The organism is Citrobacter sp. Cpo065 (assembly GCF_030332805.1).
Taxonomy (GTDB): domain Bacteria; phylum Pseudomonadota; class Gammaproteobacteria; order Enterobacterales; family Enterobacteriaceae; genus Citrobacter; species Citrobacter portucalensis.
Map to the genome: position 1 here is coordinate 484881 of NZ_JAOWHC010000029.1, position 17356 is coordinate 502236.

Sequence of the window (17356 nt, forward strand, 5' to 3'; positions counted from 1 at the left end):
ATGCTGGAACTCAATTTCTCCCAGACGCTGGGGACGCATTGCCTGACGCTCAACGAAACGCTGCCAGCCAGCGGCATCACCGCTATTTTTGGCGTTTCCGGCGCGGGCAAAACCTCACTGATTAACGCCATCAGCGGCCTGACGCAGCCGCAGTCCGGACGTATCGTGCTCAACGGTCGGGTCTTAAACGACGTCGAGAACGGTATCTGTTTAACGCCGGAAAAACGCCGGGTGGGCTATGTTTTCCAGGATGCGCGCCTGTTCCCGCACTATAAAGTGCGCGGCAACCTGCGTTACGGAATGGCGAAAAGCATGGCCGGACAATTTGATAAGCTGGTGGCGTTGTTGGGCATTGAACCGCTGCTTGACCGTCTGCCTGGCGGTCTTTCTGGCGGTGAAAAGCAGCGTGTCGCCATCGGTCGGGCGCTGCTGACCGCGCCTGAGTTATTGCTGCTTGATGAGCCGTTAGCCTCACTGGATATACCGCGTAAACGCGAACTGCTGCCTTACCTGCAACGCCTTGCACGTGAAATCAATATTCCGATGCTGTATGTCAGCCACTCGCTTGATGAGATTTTGCACCTAGCGGATAAAGTGATGGTGCTGGAGAACGGGCAGGTCAAAGCGTTTGGTTCGCTGGAAGATGTCTGGGGTAGCAGCGTGATGCACCCCTGGCTGCCTAAGGAACAGCAAAGCAGTATTCTGAAAGTCAGCGTGCTGGAACATCATCCACACTATGCGATGACCGCGCTGGCGCTCGGCGATCAGCATCTGTGGGTCAATAAGCTGGAGCAACCGCTGCAAACCGCGCTGCGTATTCGTATTCAGGCCTCTGATGTTTCACTGGTGCTCCAACCCCCCCAGCAGACCAGTATTCGTAACGTTCTCCGGGCAAAAGTCGCGCAATGTTATGACGATAACGGTCAGGTGGAAGTTCAGCTTGAGGTGGGCGGTAAGACGCTGTGGGCGAGGATTAGCCCATGGGCCAGGGATGAACTGGGTATCAAACCTGGCCTGTGGCTGTACGCGCAAATTAAGAGCGTATCGATTACCGCCTGATTACAGCAGGTGGGAGTAGATAAATTTCGCGATGCTGTCTGTGGTGTTGTCACCAATCACGATGTTGGCGCGGGCTTTGACCGCGTCATCCGCGTTGCCCATCGCCACACCGGTACCTGCGGCTTCCAGCATGCTGATATCGTTAAAGTTATCACCAAAGGCAATCACGTTTTCCATTGACCCGCCCTGTGCTTCAATCCACTGGGTAAGGCGTCGTCCTTTGCTGTTGCCTTTACGAGCAATGTCGACCTGATCATGCCAGGACCATTCACACTCCAGTCCCAGCTGTTGCTCAACGTACTGGCCAAACTGCTGCAGTTTCGGAATATCTTCGTCGGTCAGGGCAAATTTCCAGACGGCGTTGACGTCATGTGCGGCCTGCGCCAGCGAAGGAACCTGGGTGAAGGTCGGGCGCTGTTCCGGCGGCAGAGTTTGCGCCCAGTTAGCGGTACGCACCACATGCCCGGTTGGGCGCTCATACAGCATGGCCTCATCCACATACATCAGCCCGTGGATCTGATGTTCATCCAGCATTTCGATCAGCTGTAATGCCTGGTCTACCGGGAGGGGATCGGATTCCAGTACCTTTTTTGCCTGATAATCATACAAGTAGGTACCGTTACAGCAAATTGCAGGTGTATCCAGCGCCAGTGCCTGATAAAAAGGATGAATAGCAACGTGATGGCGACCTGTGACAATGATAAGTTGGTAGCCTGCTTCTCTGGCGCGCGAGAGCGCTTCGAGAGAGGATGGCAGCAAGGTTTTTTTCGGGGTCAACAGGGTACCGTCTAAATCCAGGGCAATCACGCGTGCGGTCATAGTTTTTTCCAGATTAAGGTTGAGAATTTTGTCTGCTGGAATGGTACACCGAGACGGGAGCCGGACAAAATTCTGAGCCTTAATTAAGCATTCACCGTTAAAAGCGTCTACCTTAGGCGTGTGTCAGGCAATTGCAGCCACCTGCCAAAAAGCAAAGGAGTATTCATGAAGCAAACCGTTTATACCGCCAGCCCTGAAAGTCAGCAAATCCACGTCTGGAGCCTGAATCACGATGGTTCTCTGACGCTGACGCAGGTGGTTGATGTACCGGGTCAGGTACAGCCGATGGTCGTCAGCCCGGATAAGCGTTACCTCTATGTTGGTGTGCGCCCGGAGTTTCGCGTGTTGGCTTATCGTATTGCGCCTGATGACGGAGCGCTGACCTTCGCGGCAGAGTCTGCGCTGCCGGGTAGCCCGACGCATATTTCTACCGATCATCAGGGACGTTTCGTGTTCGTAGGCTCTTATAATGCGGGTAGCGTGAGCGTCACGCGTCTGGAAGATGGCCTGCCGGTGGAACTGGTTGACGTGGTAGAAGGTCTGGATGGTTGCCACTCAGCCAACATCTCTCCGGATAACCGTACCCTGTGGGTTCCGGCGTTGAAACAGGATCGTATCTGCCTGTTTGACGTTAGCGATGATGGCCATCTGGTTGCGCAGGAACCGGCTGAAGTGACCACCGTTGAAGGCGCGGGCCCGCGTCATATGGCGTTCCATCCGAATAAGCAATATGCCTACTGCGTGAATGAGCTGAACAGCTCTGTTGATGTCTGGGAGCTGAAAGATCCGTACGGCAAGATTGAGTGTGTGCAGACACTGGATATGATGCCTGCTGATTTCGCGGATACCCGTTGGGCAGCAGATATTCACATCACACCGGATGGTCGTCATCTGTATGCCTGTGATCGCACCGCCAGCCTGATTACGGTCTTTAGCGTCTCTGAAGATGGCAGCGTGTTGACCAAAGAAGGTTTCCAACCTACCGAAACTCAGCCACGCGGTTTTAATATCGATAACAGAGGTAAATACCTGATTGCAGCCGGACAAAAATCGCACCATATCGCGGTATACGAGATTGCTGGCGAACAAGGACTGTTGACGGAGAAAGGTCGTTACGCGGTAGGACAAGGCCCGATGTGGGTGGTGGTTAACGCGTACTAATATTGCGTCTAATGCCGGATGAGTATCCGGCACATTGCCCGGCAGAGCATGAATCTGCCGGGTTTACATCAGAGAATGACGTTTACTGCTTAGGTTCAGCAACCACTTTGCTACCGATACCGCGGTTGTTGTATTCCCACATACGGTTGAAGTTGGTGTCGTTCAGGTTACGCTGGATTTCACCTTTGTCATCTTCCGCACCGGTATTACCGGCAAACGGGCGTTTTGCGATAACGCTGTCAGCCCATGGTTTTGCCATGTTAAAGCCTTCGTTAATTACGCTGTCACGAATCACGACCTGACCGTTAGTGTTGGAATCGACATCCAGCGAACGGCCCAGTTGCGCCACGCCATCACCACTTGCCGTGAAGCGGCTATTGATAGCCAGGAAACCGTAGTAGATGTTTGACAGGGTAGCCGGTGCGAACACATAGGCTTCCTGCTGGGTACGGGAATTCACTACACGGAATTCGGTGTTATCGAACACCACTGCACCGCGACCGGACACAATATCCACATCGCCTTCAATGTAGCTGTTGGTAACCAGCGTACGCGGCTGACGATCGTTTTCCAGACGGTTTTGCACGCCGCTGTTGGTCACGAAGAAGGTATTCTGGCGGCCCAGGATGTTAACCTTGTTAATCTGCACTTTATCGCCATCGGTACGCAGCGCAACGGCCGGGTGGTTGCCCGCATCAACGCTGTCACCGAGGTTGTTCTCGATGGTCAGGTTTTGCAATTGCAGACCGTTATTTTGCGACCAGACGACGGCGGAACACATCACGCCAATATTTGCGCCACGTTTGTTCTGGCAATTATCAAACATATACCACGCAGGTTTACCCGGCATGTATTTACCGCCCGGGTTCACCGTACGACGCCAGTCTGCGGTGCTCATGTCACCGTCAATGGCCTGGCCGATTTTTACATCCAGCGGTTTTTCGCCCATACCGTACAGCGTCAGGCTACCCGTTGCTGCCGGAATGTATACCGTACCCTGATACTCGCCCGGCATAATCGCGATGTACTGACGTTTGTTAGTACGTTTGATGATTGCTGCATCAACAGCGGCCTGAATGCTGGTATGGGTGACGCCCTGAGTCCCTGCCGGGCCAACGACGAAGTCAGGCTGTGCAGGCAGAGAAATAGAAGAAGGGCTCCACGGCGCGGTGTTTGGCGTCAGCGCGGAAAAATAGTGCGCAGTAACGAAGTTTTTCGCTTCATTGGCCGACAAAATTGGGCGCGAAGAGGTTCCTGGCGCGGTTTGATCGGAAGGAATTTGATCGGGCGGCGTAGAGCTACAGGCGGTCAGCGTCACGCCAAAAGCCATTGCCAGCGCCAGACGGGAAACTGATGATATGTTCACAGGTTGCTCCGGGCTTTGAAAGTTATCCATTAAAGCCTGCTTTTTTATACTAAGTTGAGCGAAACGGGAAGGCGAAAAGGTAAAAAGTTGTTTTTTATCGCAGCAATGTCTGGCGCGGAGAGTCTTTATATCACAAATAGATAACAATTATGGTTCTTCAGGTTGACAACATCTCTATAATCAAAAATAAATGTCTATACAACCTATGACAAGTGGTGAGTCGAATGCAGCAATTCTTCCCTGATGATGTTATCTGGCGCAATGTTCGTCTGGCGACTATGGACCCTGAACGTGGTACCCCATATGGGCTGTTGGACGGTCACGCGCTGATCGTCCGCCAGGGCAAGATTCGCGATATCGTCCCGGAATCATCGTTATATCTCACGCATGACAATACTCTTGATATGCAGGGCAGGCTGATTACGCCAGGCCTGATTGATTGCCATACGCATCTGGTCTTTGGCGGAAACCGCGCAGGTGAGTGGGAGCAGCGGCTAAATGGTGTCTCCTACCAGCAGATAAGCGCTCAGGGTGGGGGGATCAATGCCACCGTATCGGCGACCCGCAGCGCCACGGATGAACAACTCTTACACGTAGCTCATCAGCGGATGGAACAACTGATCAAAGAAGGTGTTACGCTGCTGGAAATAAAATCCGGCTACGGCCTGGATTTGCCGACAGAAGAGAAAATATTGCGCGTGGTGGCAGCGCTGGCGGCAGAGAGTATCGTTGAAATCAGCCCGACGCTGTTGGCCGCGCATGCAACTCCAGCGGAATACCGGGATGATCCTGACGGCTATATTACGCTGGTGTGTGAGACCATTTTGCCGCAATTGTGGGAACAAGGGCTGTTTGAGACCGTCGACCTGTTCTGTGAAAGCGTTGGTTTTTCGTTGGCGCAGAGCGAGCGGGTGTTTCAGGCTGCACAGGCGCTGGACATCCCGATTAAAGGCCATGTCGAACAACTGTCATTGCTTGGCGGCGCACAGTTGATAAGCCGCTACCACGGACTATCCGCCGATCATATTGAATACCTCGATGAAGCGGGCGTGGCGGCGATGAGCCAAAGCGGTACGGTCGGCGTGCTGCTGCCCGGCGCATTCTATTTCCTCAAAGAGCAGCAGCGCCCACCGGTAGCGTTGCTGCGTCAATATCAGGTACCGATGGCGGTAGCGACAGATTTTAACCCCGGTACCAGTCCGTTTATCAGCCTGCACTGGGCGATGAATATGGCCTGCGTTCAGTTTGGCCTAACGCCGGAAGAAGCATGGGCGGGCGTAACCCGTCATGCGGCCCGGGCGCTGGGGCGTCATGCCACCCACGGTCAATTGAAGGCCGGGTTTGTGGCCGATTTTGTGGTGTGGGATGCAACCCTCCCGGTCGAGATCCTGTATGAACCCGGGCGCAATCCGCTCTACCAACGCGTATTCAAAGGACAAATAGCATGACCAACTGGCAACCAGCCTCACCTGCGCTGTGGCAGGGACGTGATGACCGCGCCGAATCGCCGAATGCGCTGCGCATGTTTCAGACTATCACCCTGAGCCAGACGTTTAGCCCAGAAATGTACCGCGAGCAGATAGCGTTGCTCGGGTTTGCCTGCGACGAAGGCGTTAAACGTAATCAGGGGCGCACGGGCGCCGCGGGAGCGCCCGATGAGCTGCGCAAGGTGCTGGCGAATTTAGCCAGCCACGATGGGCACAATCGGCTGGTGGATCTGGGAAATATTGTGGCGCAGGCTCCCGATCTTGAGGGCGCGCAGCAGGCGTTACGTAATGCGGTACAGCGCTGTCAGCACGAGAACATGCGTACCTTTGTTTTGGGCGGAGGACATGAAACCGCCTTTGCACACGGCGCTGGCGTACTGGATGCGTTCCCGCAGGCGAAAGTGGGGATAGTCAACTTCGATGCGCATCTCGATTTGCGCAAAGCTGAACAAGCTACATCCGGTACGCCATTTCGCCAGTTGGCGCAGCTTTGCGATGAACAGCAGCGTGAATTTCACTATGCCTGTATCGGCGTTAGTCGGGCGGCAAACACCCTGGCGTTGTGGGATGAGGCCCAGCGGCTCGGTGTTACCGTGGTGGAGGATCTGCATTGTGATACGGCGCAGGCGCAGTTAGCGCAGTTCATTGCCAATCTGGATGTCATCTATCTGACAATCGACCTCGACGTGCTGCCGGTGTGGGAAATGCCCGGCGTGTCGGCCCCCGCCGCGCTTGGCGTACCGTTGGCGACGCTGCTGAGACTGATTGAGCCTCTGTGTCGTAGCGGTAAACTCCTGGCGGTGGATATGGTTGAATTTAATCCACGCTTTGACGATGATGGCAGAGCAGCACGCGTGGCGGCGCGATTAGGCTGGCAAATCGCCCACTGGTGGCACTGATATACCTGATGGCGTTGCGCTTATCAGGCTCGGGTAATGCCTGTAAACTCTACCCACTCACATTTTCAGCTTAAGGAAGGCTCACGCATGCTCCCATCCCGTTCTGCTCCGGCTCCTTTTTACGAAAAGGTCAAACAGGAGATCAGCGAAAAAATTGCCAGCGGTATCTGGCAGCCTCACGATCGCATTCCGTCTGAGGCAGAACTGGTGGCGCAGTATGGTTTCAGCCGCATGACCATCAACCGGGCGCTACGTGAGTTAACGGATGAAGGTTTACTGGTGCGTTTGCAGGGCGTGGGGACGTTTGTCGCCGAGCCCAAAGGCCAGTCCGCACTGTTTGAAATCCGCAGCATCGCGGATGAAATCAACGCCCGTCAGCATCAGTACAGGTGCGAAGTGCTGACGCTGGAAAAAACCCAGGCCAACGCCCAGCAGGCTTTGGTGTTAAATGTCAAAGAAGGCACCTCCATTTTTCACTCTGTCATGGTGCACTACGAGAACGACCTGCCGGTACAGATAGAAGATCGCTGCGTGAATGCTGAAATTGTGCCGGAGTATCTGGCGCAGGATTACAGCCAGACTACACCGCACGCATACCTGTCGTTGATAGCCCCTTTAACGGAAGGTGAGCATATTGTTGAAGCGGTACGTGCCAGCGCTGAAGAGTGCGCGCTGCTGAATATTAAAGAACACGATCCCTGCCTGCTGATTCGTCGTAAGACCTGGTCTGCGTCGTCCATAGTCTCTCATGCCCGCTTGCTGTTTCCAGGTTCCCGCTATCGCCTGCAAGGACGGTTTATGTCCTGATACAGGACATGAAAACCGTGATTGCTGACGCAATATAATAAAAATGTATCCTAATTGTTAAAATCATCCTTGCGATGACTTGTATAGACAAGTATATGTTGCTTATCTATCCGACGTTCGCGAGGAGTTTTCTGTCATGTCCCATAGCAAATATCGTCAGCAGGATATTCGTGCCCCACGCGGCACCACCTTAACGGCCAAAAGCTGGCTGACCGAAGCGCCGCTGCGCATGTTAATGAATAATCTGGATCCCGATGTGGCGGAAAATCCGCATGAGCTGGTGGTTTACGGCGGGATCGGTCGTGCGGCGCGGGACTGGGAGTGCTATGACGCCATCGTCAACGCGCTGACCAAACTGGAGACCGATGAGACCCTGCTGGTCCAGTCCGGTAAACCGGTTGGCGTGTTCAAAACTCATGACAATGCGCCGCGCGTGCTGATTGCTAACTCCAACCTGGTGCCGCATTGGGCTACCTGGGAACACTTCAACGAACTGGACGCCAAAGGGCTGGCGATGTACGGCCAGATGACCGCCGGAAGCTGGATCTACATCGGCAGCCAGGGCATCGTGCAGGGGACTTATGAAACCTTCGTTGAGGCCGGGCGTCAGCATTATCAGGGGAATCTGAGCGGACGCTGGGTACTGACCGCCGGACTGGGCGGTATGGGCGGGGCGCAGCCGTTAGCCGCTACGCTGGCAGGCGCTTGTTCGCTGAACATTGAATGCCAGCAAAGCCGAATCGATTTCCGTCTGCGTACCCGCTACGTGGACGAGCAGGCGACATCGCTTGACGACGCGCTGGCGCGTATCGACAAGTATACCCGTGAGGGTAAAGCGATCTCTATTGCGCTGTGCGCTAACGCCGCCGACGTTGTACCGGAAATGGTGAAACGCGGTGTGCGCCCGGATATGGTCACCGACCAGACCAGCGCCCACGATCCGCTGCATGGTTATCTGCCGTCCGGCTGGAGCTGGGAAGAATACCAGGCGAAAGCGGTGTCCGATCCCCAGGGCACGGTGCAGGTGGCGAAACGTTCAATGGCAACGCACGTTGAGGCGATGCTGGCGTTTAGCAAAATGGGCGTGCCGACGTTTGATTACGGCAACAACATTCGCCAGATGGCCAAAGAGATGGGCGTGGAAAATGCCTTTGATTTCCCGGGATTCGTACCTGCTTATATTCGCCCCCTGTTCTGTCGCGGCATAGGGCCATTCCGTTGGGTGGCGCTGTCGGGCGATCCGCAGGATATTTATAAGACAGATGCCAAAGTGAAAGAGATCGTGGCTGATGATAAGCACCTTCATCACTGGCTGGATATGGCGCGTGAGCGGATTAACTTCCAGGGCTTACCAGCGCGTATCTGCTGGGTCGGCCTGGAGTGGCGACAAAAGCTGGGGCTGGCGTTTAATGAAATGGTGCGCTGCGGTGAAGTATCCGCGCCGATTGTTATTGGCCGTGATCATCTGGACTCCGGTTCTGTTGCCAGCCCAAACCGCGAAACAGAAGCTATGCGCGACGGTTCAGACGCCGTATCCGACTGGCCGCTGTTGAACGCGCTGCTTAACACCGCCAGCGGAGCAACCTGGGTGTCGCTTCATCATGGCGGCGGGGTTGGCATGGGCTTCTCTCAGCATGCCGGGATGGTGATTGTTTGCGATGGTACCGATGAGGCCGCGGCGCGCATCGCCCGGGTATTACATAACGATCCGGCTACCGGGGTGATGCGCCACGCCGACGCCGGGTATGACATTGCGGTGGAGTGCGCCGTTGAAGAAGGGCTGAATTTGCCAATGATTGCTGCGACGCAGGAGAAACACTGATATGAACACCATGACACTCACCCCGGGCCATCTGAGTTTTACCCAGCTACGTGAAATCTGGCAGCAGCCGGTCAAACTGAACCTGGATGCCGGGGCGATTGATGCAATCAACGCCAGCGTCGCCTGCGTCAATAATATTGTCGCAGAAGGCCGTACGGCGTATGGCATTAATACCGGCTTTGGCCTGTTGGCTCAGACCCGTATCGCCACGGAAGATTTGCAGAATTTACAGCGTTCGCTGGTGCTTTCCCATGCGGCAGGCGTTGGCGAGGCGCTGGATGACGCAATGGTTCGCCTGATTATGGTGCTGAAAATCAACAGCCTGGCGCGTGGTTTTTCCGGCATTCGTTTGAGCGTGATTGAAGCGCTGATTGCGCTGGTGAATGCCGAGGTGTATCCACTGATCCCGGCGAAAGGGTCGGTGGGCGCATCGGGCGACCTGGCGCCGCTGGCACATATGTCGTTGACGCTACTGGGCGAAGGTAAAGCGCGCTGGCAGGGGGAATGGCTCCCGGCTACCGACGCGCTGAAAAAGGCCGGACTGGAGCCGATCACGCTGGAGGCGAAAGAGGGGCTGGCGCTGCTCAACGGCACTCAGGCTTCCACCGCCTTTGCACTGCGCGGGTTAATTGAAGCTCAGGAACTGTTTGCGTCTGCGACGGTGTGCGGGGCGCTGACCACAGAAGCCGTGCTGGGCTCCCGTCGTCCGTTTGACGCCCGTATTCATGCCGCGCGAGGGCAGCGTGGGCAGATTGATGCTGCAACGCTATACCGTCATGTGTTGACCGACTCTAGCGCGCTTTCGCAGTCGCATCATAACTGTGAAAAGGTGCAGGACCCGTATTCTCTGCGCTGTCAGCCACAGGTGATGGGGGCGTGTCTGACACAAATGCGCCAGGTGATGGATGTTCTGCTGGTTGAAGCCAACGCGGTTTCCGACAACCCGCTGGTGTTTGCCGAAGAGGGCGATGTGATCTCCGGTGGGAATTTCCATGCTGAACCGGTGGCGATGGCGGCAGATAATCTGGCGCTGGCGATTGCGGAAATCGGCTCTTTGTCAGAGCGGCGCATTGCGCTGATGATGGACAAACATATGTCGCAGTTGCCGCCGTTCCTGGTGAAAAATGGCGGGGTTAACTCCGGCTTTATGATTGCTCAGGTAACCGCCGCCGCGCTGGCGAGCGAGAACAAAGCGCTGGCGCATCCGCACAGCGTGGACAGCTTGCCGACCTCCGCCAACCAGGAAGATCATGTTTCTATGGCTCCGGCGGCGGGGCGCAGACTGTGGGAGATGGCAGCAAATACGCGCGGCGTGATTGCCGTGGAGTGGCTGGCGGCGTGTCAGGGGATTGACCTGCGTGAAGGGTTAACCTCCAGTCCGTTGCTGGAGCAGGCGCGACAGGCGCTGCGCGAGCAGGTTGCCCACTACACGCAGGATCGCTTTTTTGCCCCGGATATTGAGTGCGCGACCGAGCTGTTAGCGCAAGGAACGTTGCTGCAATTGCTGCCTGAATTTCTGTAGAAAATTGCCTGATGTCGACGCTGACGCGTCTTATCAGGCCCACGGTCTGCTTTGTAGGCCGGATGAGGTGAAGCCGACATCCGGCACAACACAGCTTAGCTAAACATCGCCGTAATCGAGGCGCTGGCGAGCGAGTGGAAATGGACGTTAAATCCAACCATCGCGCCGCTGGCACCTTCATCGACATCAATACGCTCCACATCCAGGGCGTGAACCGTAAAGATATAGCGGTGGGTTTCACCCTTCGGCGGCGCAGCGCCGCCATAACCGGCTTTGCCAAAATCTGTACGGGTCTGAATCACCCCATCCGGCAGCGCAACCAGCCCGGAGCCGAATCCTTGTGGGAGTACGCGGGTATCAGCCGGCAGATTTACCACCACCCAATGCCACCAGCCGGAGCCGGTTGGCGCATCAGGATCAAAGCAGGTCACGACAAAGCTTTTGGTTCCTGCGGGTACGTCATCCCACGCCAGGTGGGGGGAAATATTATCCCCGTCATACCCCATGCCGTTAAAGACGTGGCGATGCCCAAGCTTATCGCCATCGCGCAAATCGTTACTGATTAGTTTCATGCTGACTCCTCTCGTTAGCCAAAAAGTGTAGCCAGAAACCGTAGAGCTTACCGCTGATTAATCGCTAAAAAATGTTGCATTGCGCACAGCCTCGTTCACGGCCTGCGTCAGGCGACGTAACTGATCGGGCTGGATAATGTACGGCGGCATCAGGTAGATGAGCTTGCCAAACGGTCTTATCCACACGCCCTGTTCGACAAAGAACTTCTGTAACGCTGCCATATTCACCGGATGGGTGGTTTCGATGACGCCGATGGCGCCGAGCACGCGTACGTCCGCGACCCAGCAGGAATCTACCGCCGGGGCGAGTTCTGCCCGCAGTTGCGCTTCAATGGCCGCTACTTGTGCGCGCCACTCGCCGGTTTCGATTAACGACAGGCTGGCGGAGGCGACGGCGCAGGCCAACGGATTGCCCATAAAGGTTGGGCCGTGCATGAAGCATCCGGCTTCACCATTGCTGATGGTTTCCGCAACCTGGCGGGTGGTGAGGGTTGCAGAAAGGGTCATCGTTCCGCCGGTTAACGCTTTGCCCAGGCATAAAATGTCCGGAGTGATGTCGGCATGCTCGCAGGCAAACAGCTTGCCTGTACGACCAAATCCGGTGGCGATTTCATCGGCAATCAGCAGGATCCCTTCACGGTCGCACATCTTACGGATGCGTTTTAACCATTCGGGATGATACATGCGCATACCGCCAGCGCCCTGTACGATTGGCTCTAGGATCACCGCCGCAATTTCGTGGCGATGCGCGGCCATCAGACGGGCAAAAGGCACCATATCCAGTTCGTCCCACTCGCCGTCCATGCGGCTTTGTGGGGCAGGGGCAAACAGGTTCTCCGGCAGGTACCCCTTCCACAGACTGTGCATTGAGTTGTCAGGATCGCAGACCGACATCGCGCCGAAGGTATCACCATGATAACCATTACGAAATGTCAGGAAACGCTGGCGGGGTTCGCCTTTAGCCTGCCAGTATTGCAGTGCCATTTTCATTGCAACTTCTACGGCGACCGACCCTGAATCCGCGAGAAAAACGCACTCCAGTGCCTCTGGCGTCATCGCCACCAACTGGCGGCACAGCGCAATGGCCGGGGCATGGGTAATGCCACCAAACATCACATGCGACATGGCATCAATCTGCGTTTTCATCGCGGCGTTCAGCTGCGGGTGATTGTAACCGTGGATTGCCGCCCACCAGGATGACATGCCGTCAATCAGCTTCTCACCGCTGGCTAAGATCAGTTCGCAACCTTCGGCACGCGCAACCGGATAAACCGGCAACGGGGAGGTCATGGAGGTGTATGGGTGCCAGATATGGCGTTGGTCAAACGCAAGATCGTCCGTTGTCATAATCGACTTGTAAACCAAATTAAAAAGATTTAGGTTTACGAGTCTACACCAAACTAACAACGAAACGTATACCAATATGGCTCATTCTTCTCGCTGGACAATGTCGCAAGTCACCGAATTATTTGAAAAACCGCTGTTGGATCTGCTGTTTGAAGCGCAGCAGGTTCATCGTCAGCATTTCGATCCGCAGCAGGTACAAGTTAGTACGCTGCTGTCGATTAAGACCGGTGCTTGCCCGGAAGATTGCAAATACTGCCCGCAAAGCTCCCGCTATAAAACCGGTCTGGAAACGGAACGGTTGATGGAGGTTGAACAGGTACTGGACTCGGCACGTAAGGCGAAGCAGGCCGGTTCAACGCGGTTTTGCATGGGCGCGGCGTGGAAGAACCCGCATGAGCGCGATATGCCGTACCTGGAACAAATGGTTCAGGGCGTGAAAGAACTGGGGCTGGAAGCCTGTATGACGCTGGGCACGCTGGACGAATCTCAGGCCCAGCGCCTGGCCAATGCGGGTCTGGACTACTACAACCACAACCTCGACACCTCGCCGGAATTTTACGGCAATATCATCACCACCCGCTCGTACCAGGAGCGCCTGGATACGCTGGATAAAGTGCGCGAGGCGGGCATTAAAGTTTGCTCCGGCGGGATTGTTGGGCTGGGCGAAACGGTGACCGACCGCGCGGGTCTGCTGCTGCAATTAGCGAATCTGCCGACGCCGCCGGAAAGTGTGCCGATCAACATGCTGGTGAAAGTGAAGGGCACGCCGCTTGCCGATAACGACGACGTAGATGCTTTTGATTTTATTCGTACTATCGCCGTGGCGCGTATCATGATGCCGACCTCATACGTGCGTCTTTCTGCCGGGCGCGAGCAGATGAACGAACAAACCCAGGCGATGTGCTTTATGGCCGGGGCCAACTCGATTTTCTACGGCTGCAAACTGCTGACCACTCCGAACCCGAACGAAGATAAAGATTTGCTGTTATTTCGCAAGCTGGGTCTTAACCCGCAGCAAACGGCGGTACTGGCGGGCGATAACGAACAGCAACAACGTCTGGAACAGGCGCTGCGTACCCCGGATACCGACGATTACTACAACGCGGCAACCGTATGACCTGGCAGCAAAAAATTGACGATGCGCTAACAACGCGTCGTCGTGCTGATGCGTTGCGTCAGCGCTATGCGGTGATGCAGGGTGCCGGGCGCTGGCTGCAGGCCGACGGTCGCCAGTATCTGAATTTCTCCAGCAACGACTACCTCGGCTTAAGCCACCATCCGCAGATTATCTGCGCGTGGCAGCAGGGGGCTGAGCATTTTGGCGTCGGCAGTGGCGGCTCGGGCCATGTCAGCGGTTATTCCGTTGCTCATCAGGCGCTGGAAGAAGAGCTGGCGCAGTGGCTCGGCTATTCCCGGGCGCTGTTGTTCATCTCTGGTTTTGCCGCCAATCAGGCGGTCATTGCCGCACTGATGGGAAAAGATGACAAGATTGTTGCCGACAGGCTCAGCCATGCCTCGCTGCTGGAGGCTGCCAGTCTTAGCCCAGCCGTGTTACGTCGCTTTACTCATAACGACTCGCAACATCTGGATCGTCTGCTGACAGCCCCCTGTCCGGGGCAGCAGCTGGTGGTCACCGAAGGCGTGTTCAGCATGGATGGCGACAGCGCGCCGCTGGCAGAAATCCACTCGGTGGCGAAACGGCAGGGCGCGTGGCTGCTGGTGGATGATGCGCATGGGATTGGCGTAAGCGGTGAGGAAGGGCGTGGTTCGTGCTCCCGACAGCAGGTGAAACCTGAGCTGTTGGTGGTGACATTTGGCAAAGGGTTCGGCGTCAGCGGTGCGGCGATCCTGTGTTCTGATAGCGTGGCCGACTATCTGCTGCAGTTTGCCCGTCATCTGATCTATAGCACCAGCATGCCGCCAGCCCAGGCTCAGGCCTTGCGCGCCGCGCTGGCGGTGATCCGCAGCCGCGAAGGCGATGAGCGCAGAGAAAAGCTGGCGATGCTGATCCAGCGTTTTCGCGCAGGGGTGAATACTACGGATTTGACGCTGGCACATTCAGACAGCGCTATTCAACCGCTGATCGTTGGCGACAATCATAAAGCCTTGCAACTGGCACAGACGTTACGGCAACAGGGGTGCTGGGTGACGGCGATTCGTCCACCGACGGTGCCGGTTGGGACGGCCAGGCTGCGGATTACGCTGACCCAGGCGCATGAAGTCCAGGATATCGACAACTTACTGGAGGTGCTGCATGGCGCAGGTCAATAAGCAGGCGATTGCCGCTGCGTTTGGTCGCGCGGCCACGCACTATGAGCAACATGCGGAGCTTCAGCGTCAGAGCGCCGATGCGTTACTGGCGCAACTCAATGACCGGGCGTTCTCACGGGTTTTGGACGCGGGCTGTGGGCCTGGGCGTATGAGTCGTTACTGGCGGGAGCAGGGGAGCGAGGTCTGTGCGCTGGATCTGTCGGCGCAAATGCTTACGCAAGCGCAGCGTCACGATGTCGCCCATCACTATCTGCTGGCGGATATCGAAGCCATTCCGCAGGCCGCTGCCACTTTCGACCTGGCCTGGAGCAATCTGGCCGTGCAGTGGTGCAACGACCTGCGCGGCGCGTTACGCGAGCTATACCGGGTGGTGCGTCCTGGCGGGGCGGTGGCGTTTAGTACGCTGGCGCAAGGGTCGATGCCGGAACTTCGTCAGGCGTGGCGAGCAGTTGATGACCGAGAGCATGCCAACCGTTTTTTGCCCGTGGAGCAACTGGAAAACGCTCTGTGCGGCTGGGACGTTGAATACCAGTCTCATGCCGTCACGCTGTGGTTTGATGATGCACTGAGCGCCATGCGCTCGCTGAAGGGCATTGGCGCGACGCATTTGCATGATGGACGCGAGCAGCGTGTGCTGACCCGCTCGCAGTTGCGCCAGTTACAGCTCGCCTGGCCCTGTCAGCAGGGTAAATATCCGCTGACCTATCATCTTTTTTTGGGAGTAATTCAACGTGACTAACACATATTTTGTCACCGGGACGGACACCGAAGTAGGTAAAACTATCGCCAGCTGTGCGTTGCTTCAGGCTGCGGGACAGTTGGGGTTGCGAACGGTCGGCTATAAGCCGGTGGCGTCAGGCAGTGAAATGACGGCTGAAGGTCTACGAAACAGCGATGCGCTGGCTCTACAGCGCAACAGCGTTGTGGCAGTGGATTATGCGGCCATCAATCCGTATACCTTCGCCGAACCTACCTCACCGCATATCATCAGTGCTGACGAAGGACGCCCCATTCAGGCTTCAGTGATGTCTGCGGGTTTACGCTTGCTTGAAGAGCAAGCTGACTGGGTATTGGTGGAAGGCGCAGGCGGATGGTTTACGCCACTTTCACCAACGCTGAGTTTTTCTGACTGGGTAAAAGCGGAACAACTGCCGGTGATTCTGGTGGTTGGCGTTAAGCTCGGTTGTATCAATCATGCCATTTTGACCGCCCAGGCGGTGCAACAGGCGGGGCTGACGCTCGCCGGATGGGTTGCCAATGATGTGCTGCCACCCGGCAAGCGTCATGCTGAATATATGGCGACGCTAAAGCGTGCGCTTGCGGCTCCGCTATTGGGGGAAATTCCCTGGCTGGCAGAAGAGCCGGAACGAGCATCGACTGGTCGTTATATCGATCTTAGCGTTTTGTCTCTGGCATCCACCAGTCGTTGATTAGCGGGTCGCTGAATTGTGTTATTTGTCCTTGAGCCACGTTGCGGCCACGATGTAACAAGCAATAGCAGTCGGCGACCCGACGAATAAACGGCAGGCTCTGCTCCGCGAGCATAATGGCGATGCCAAGCTCCTGGCTTAGCCTCACAATCAGATTCCCCAATTTGTGGATATACGCCTGGCCACTTCCTCGCGTCGGCTCATCGAGGATCAGCAGGCGCGGGCGAGTGACCAGCGCACTGGCGAGTGCAAGCAGGTGCTGATTTTCCTCTGACAATGCCACCCCTTTGGCCTGACGCAGTACAAACAGCTGCGGAAACAGGCGGTAAATATCGCTGCTGTTCATCGCTTCGCTTTCCTCGACCGCCTGGCGCGCAATGTGCAGATTTTCCTCTACCGTCAGCTGCGAAAAAATTCGCCGTTCCTGCGATACACAGTTAATACCCAGCGCAATGCGCTTTGCCGCCGGAATCTGAAGCAGATCGCAAGGTGGTGCGCCAGCCTGATGCCAGAACATGGTTCCGCTCTCAATCGGTAAATTGCCTGTGATGCAATTGGCCAGCGTGGTTTTTCCCATCCCTGGAAGACCCAGCACGGCGGTACATTTACCGGGCAACAGGTCGAGATCGACATCCCAAAGCGAGTGTTGATTACCGTAATAGTGATTCACTGCACGAAGACTCAACATAGATTTCTCCCTCATGATGATATCCGCCTTGCGGGCTGATGGTCGGGAGAAAACTGCAAATCTCTTGCCAGAAGCGGAATTAGGGGAAAATACAGCAGAATAGCGT

General features: G+C 56.0%; 16 protein-coding genes. 11 read left to right on the plus strand and 5 right to left on the minus strand.

From position 1 onward, the window contains the following. Nucleotides 1-1059, plus strand: a complete 1059-nt coding sequence (modC, locus tag OGY68_RS08320; protein WP_003831474.1) for a molybdenum ABC transporter ATP-binding protein ModC — start codon at nucleotides 1-3, stop codon at nucleotides 1057-1059. Here modC and OGY68_RS08325 read toward each other — a convergent pair whose 3' ends face one another. Next, entirely contained in the window at nucleotides 1060-1878 is an 819-nt protein-coding gene (locus OGY68_RS08325) for a pyridoxal phosphatase (RefSeq protein WP_003831476.1), read from the minus strand. It abuts the gene before it with no gap. 165 nt (nucleotides 1879-2043) lie between these two features. Between OGY68_RS08325 and pgl the strand changes: the two genes are divergently transcribed. Continuing rightward, nucleotides 2044-3039, plus strand: a complete 996-nt coding sequence (pgl, locus tag OGY68_RS08330; protein WP_020996535.1) for a 6-phosphogluconolactonase — start codon at nucleotides 2044-2046, stop codon at nucleotides 3037-3039. An 82-nt stretch (nucleotides 3040-3121) separates the two neighbouring features. Here pgl and OGY68_RS08335 read toward each other — a convergent pair whose 3' ends face one another. Then, on the minus strand, nucleotides 3122-4405 hold the full coding sequence (locus OGY68_RS08335) for a putative acyl-CoA thioester hydrolase (RefSeq protein WP_057066515.1): 1284 nt from the start codon (nucleotides 4403-4405) through the stop codon (nucleotides 3122-3124). A 224-nt stretch (nucleotides 4406-4629) separates the two neighbouring features. Between OGY68_RS08335 and hutI the strand changes: the two genes are divergently transcribed. The 5 genes from hutI to hutH all read left to right on the plus strand — a co-directional run bounded on the left by hutI (nucleotide 4630) and on the right by hutH (nucleotide 10942). Next, a complete protein-coding gene (hutI, locus tag OGY68_RS08340; protein ID WP_057066495.1) occupies nucleotides 4630-5853 on the plus strand; it encodes an imidazolonepropionase in 1224 nt (407 codons plus the stop codon). Continuing rightward, nucleotides 5850-6791 (plus strand): formimidoylglutamase, encoded by a 942-nt coding sequence (gene hutG / locus OGY68_RS08345; RefSeq protein ID WP_057066496.1) that lies wholly within the window; start codon nucleotides 5850-5852, stop codon nucleotides 6789-6791. The genes hutI and hutG overlap by 4 nt, the downstream gene beginning before the upstream one ends. 87 nt (nucleotides 6792-6878) lie before the next feature. Beyond that, nucleotides 6879-7598, plus strand: a complete 720-nt coding sequence (locus OGY68_RS08350; RefSeq protein ID WP_057066497.1) for a histidine utilization repressor — start codon at nucleotides 6879-6881, stop codon at nucleotides 7596-7598. Between the two features lie 136 nt (nucleotides 7599-7734). Continuing rightward, nucleotides 7735-9420, plus strand: a complete 1686-nt coding sequence (gene hutU / locus OGY68_RS08355) for a urocanate hydratase (RefSeq protein ID WP_286616942.1) — start codon at nucleotides 7735-7737, stop codon at nucleotides 9418-9420. A 1-nt stretch (nucleotide 9421) separates the two neighbouring features. Further along, nucleotides 9422-10942, plus strand: a complete 1521-nt coding sequence (gene hutH, locus OGY68_RS08360; RefSeq protein WP_111465897.1) for a histidine ammonia-lyase — start codon at nucleotides 9422-9424, stop codon at nucleotides 10940-10942. 95 nt (nucleotides 10943-11037) lie between these two features. Here the strand turns inward: hutH and OGY68_RS08365 are convergent, their stop codons facing one another. Then, nucleotides 11038-11514, minus strand: coding sequence for a kinase inhibitor (locus OGY68_RS08365; RefSeq protein WP_008784178.1), 477 nt, complete (start codon nucleotides 11512-11514; stop codon nucleotides 11038-11040). A 57-nt stretch (nucleotides 11515-11571) separates the two neighbouring features. Then, nucleotides 11572-12861, minus strand: coding sequence for an adenosylmethionine--8-amino-7-oxononanoate transaminase (gene bioA / locus OGY68_RS08370; protein WP_057066500.1), 1290 nt, complete (start codon nucleotides 12859-12861; stop codon nucleotides 11572-11574). Nucleotides 12862-12937: 76 nt separating this feature from the next. Here bioA and bioB point away from each other — a divergent pair, with 76 nt between their 5' ends. From bioB to bioD, 4 genes are read left to right on the plus strand one after another with little or no spacing between them, the layout of a single operon-like run. Further along, complete coding sequence (gene bioB / locus OGY68_RS08375; RefSeq protein WP_008784180.1) at nucleotides 12938-13978, plus strand: biotin synthase BioB; 1041 nt, start codon at nucleotides 12938-12940, stop codon at nucleotides 13976-13978. Then, nucleotides 13975-15132, plus strand: coding sequence for an 8-amino-7-oxononanoate synthase (gene bioF / locus OGY68_RS08380; RefSeq protein ID WP_057066501.1), 1158 nt, complete (start codon nucleotides 13975-13977; stop codon nucleotides 15130-15132). Before bioB ends, bioF begins: the two co-directional genes overlap by 4 nt. Beyond that, the gene (bioC, locus tag OGY68_RS08385) at nucleotides 15116-15871 is read left to right on the plus strand and encodes a malonyl-ACP O-methyltransferase BioC (RefSeq protein WP_057066502.1); all 756 of its coding nucleotides are present in this window, start codon (nucleotides 15116-15118) and stop codon (nucleotides 15869-15871) included. The genes bioF and bioC overlap by 17 nt, the downstream gene beginning before the upstream one ends. Further along, on the plus strand, nucleotides 15864-16562 hold the full coding sequence (bioD, locus tag OGY68_RS08390) for a dethiobiotin synthase (protein ID WP_057066503.1): 699 nt from the start codon (nucleotides 15864-15866) through the stop codon (nucleotides 16560-16562). The genes bioC and bioD overlap by 8 nt, the downstream gene beginning before the upstream one ends. Here the strand turns inward: bioD and OGY68_RS08395 are convergent. Continuing rightward, the gene (locus OGY68_RS08395) at nucleotides 16528-17250 is read right to left on the minus strand and encodes an ABC transporter ATP-binding protein (protein WP_057066504.1); all 723 of its coding nucleotides are present in this window, start codon (nucleotides 17248-17250) and stop codon (nucleotides 16528-16530) included. The genes bioD and OGY68_RS08395 overlap by 35 nt on opposite strands. Between the last annotated feature and the right edge of the window lie 106 nt (nucleotides 17251-17356).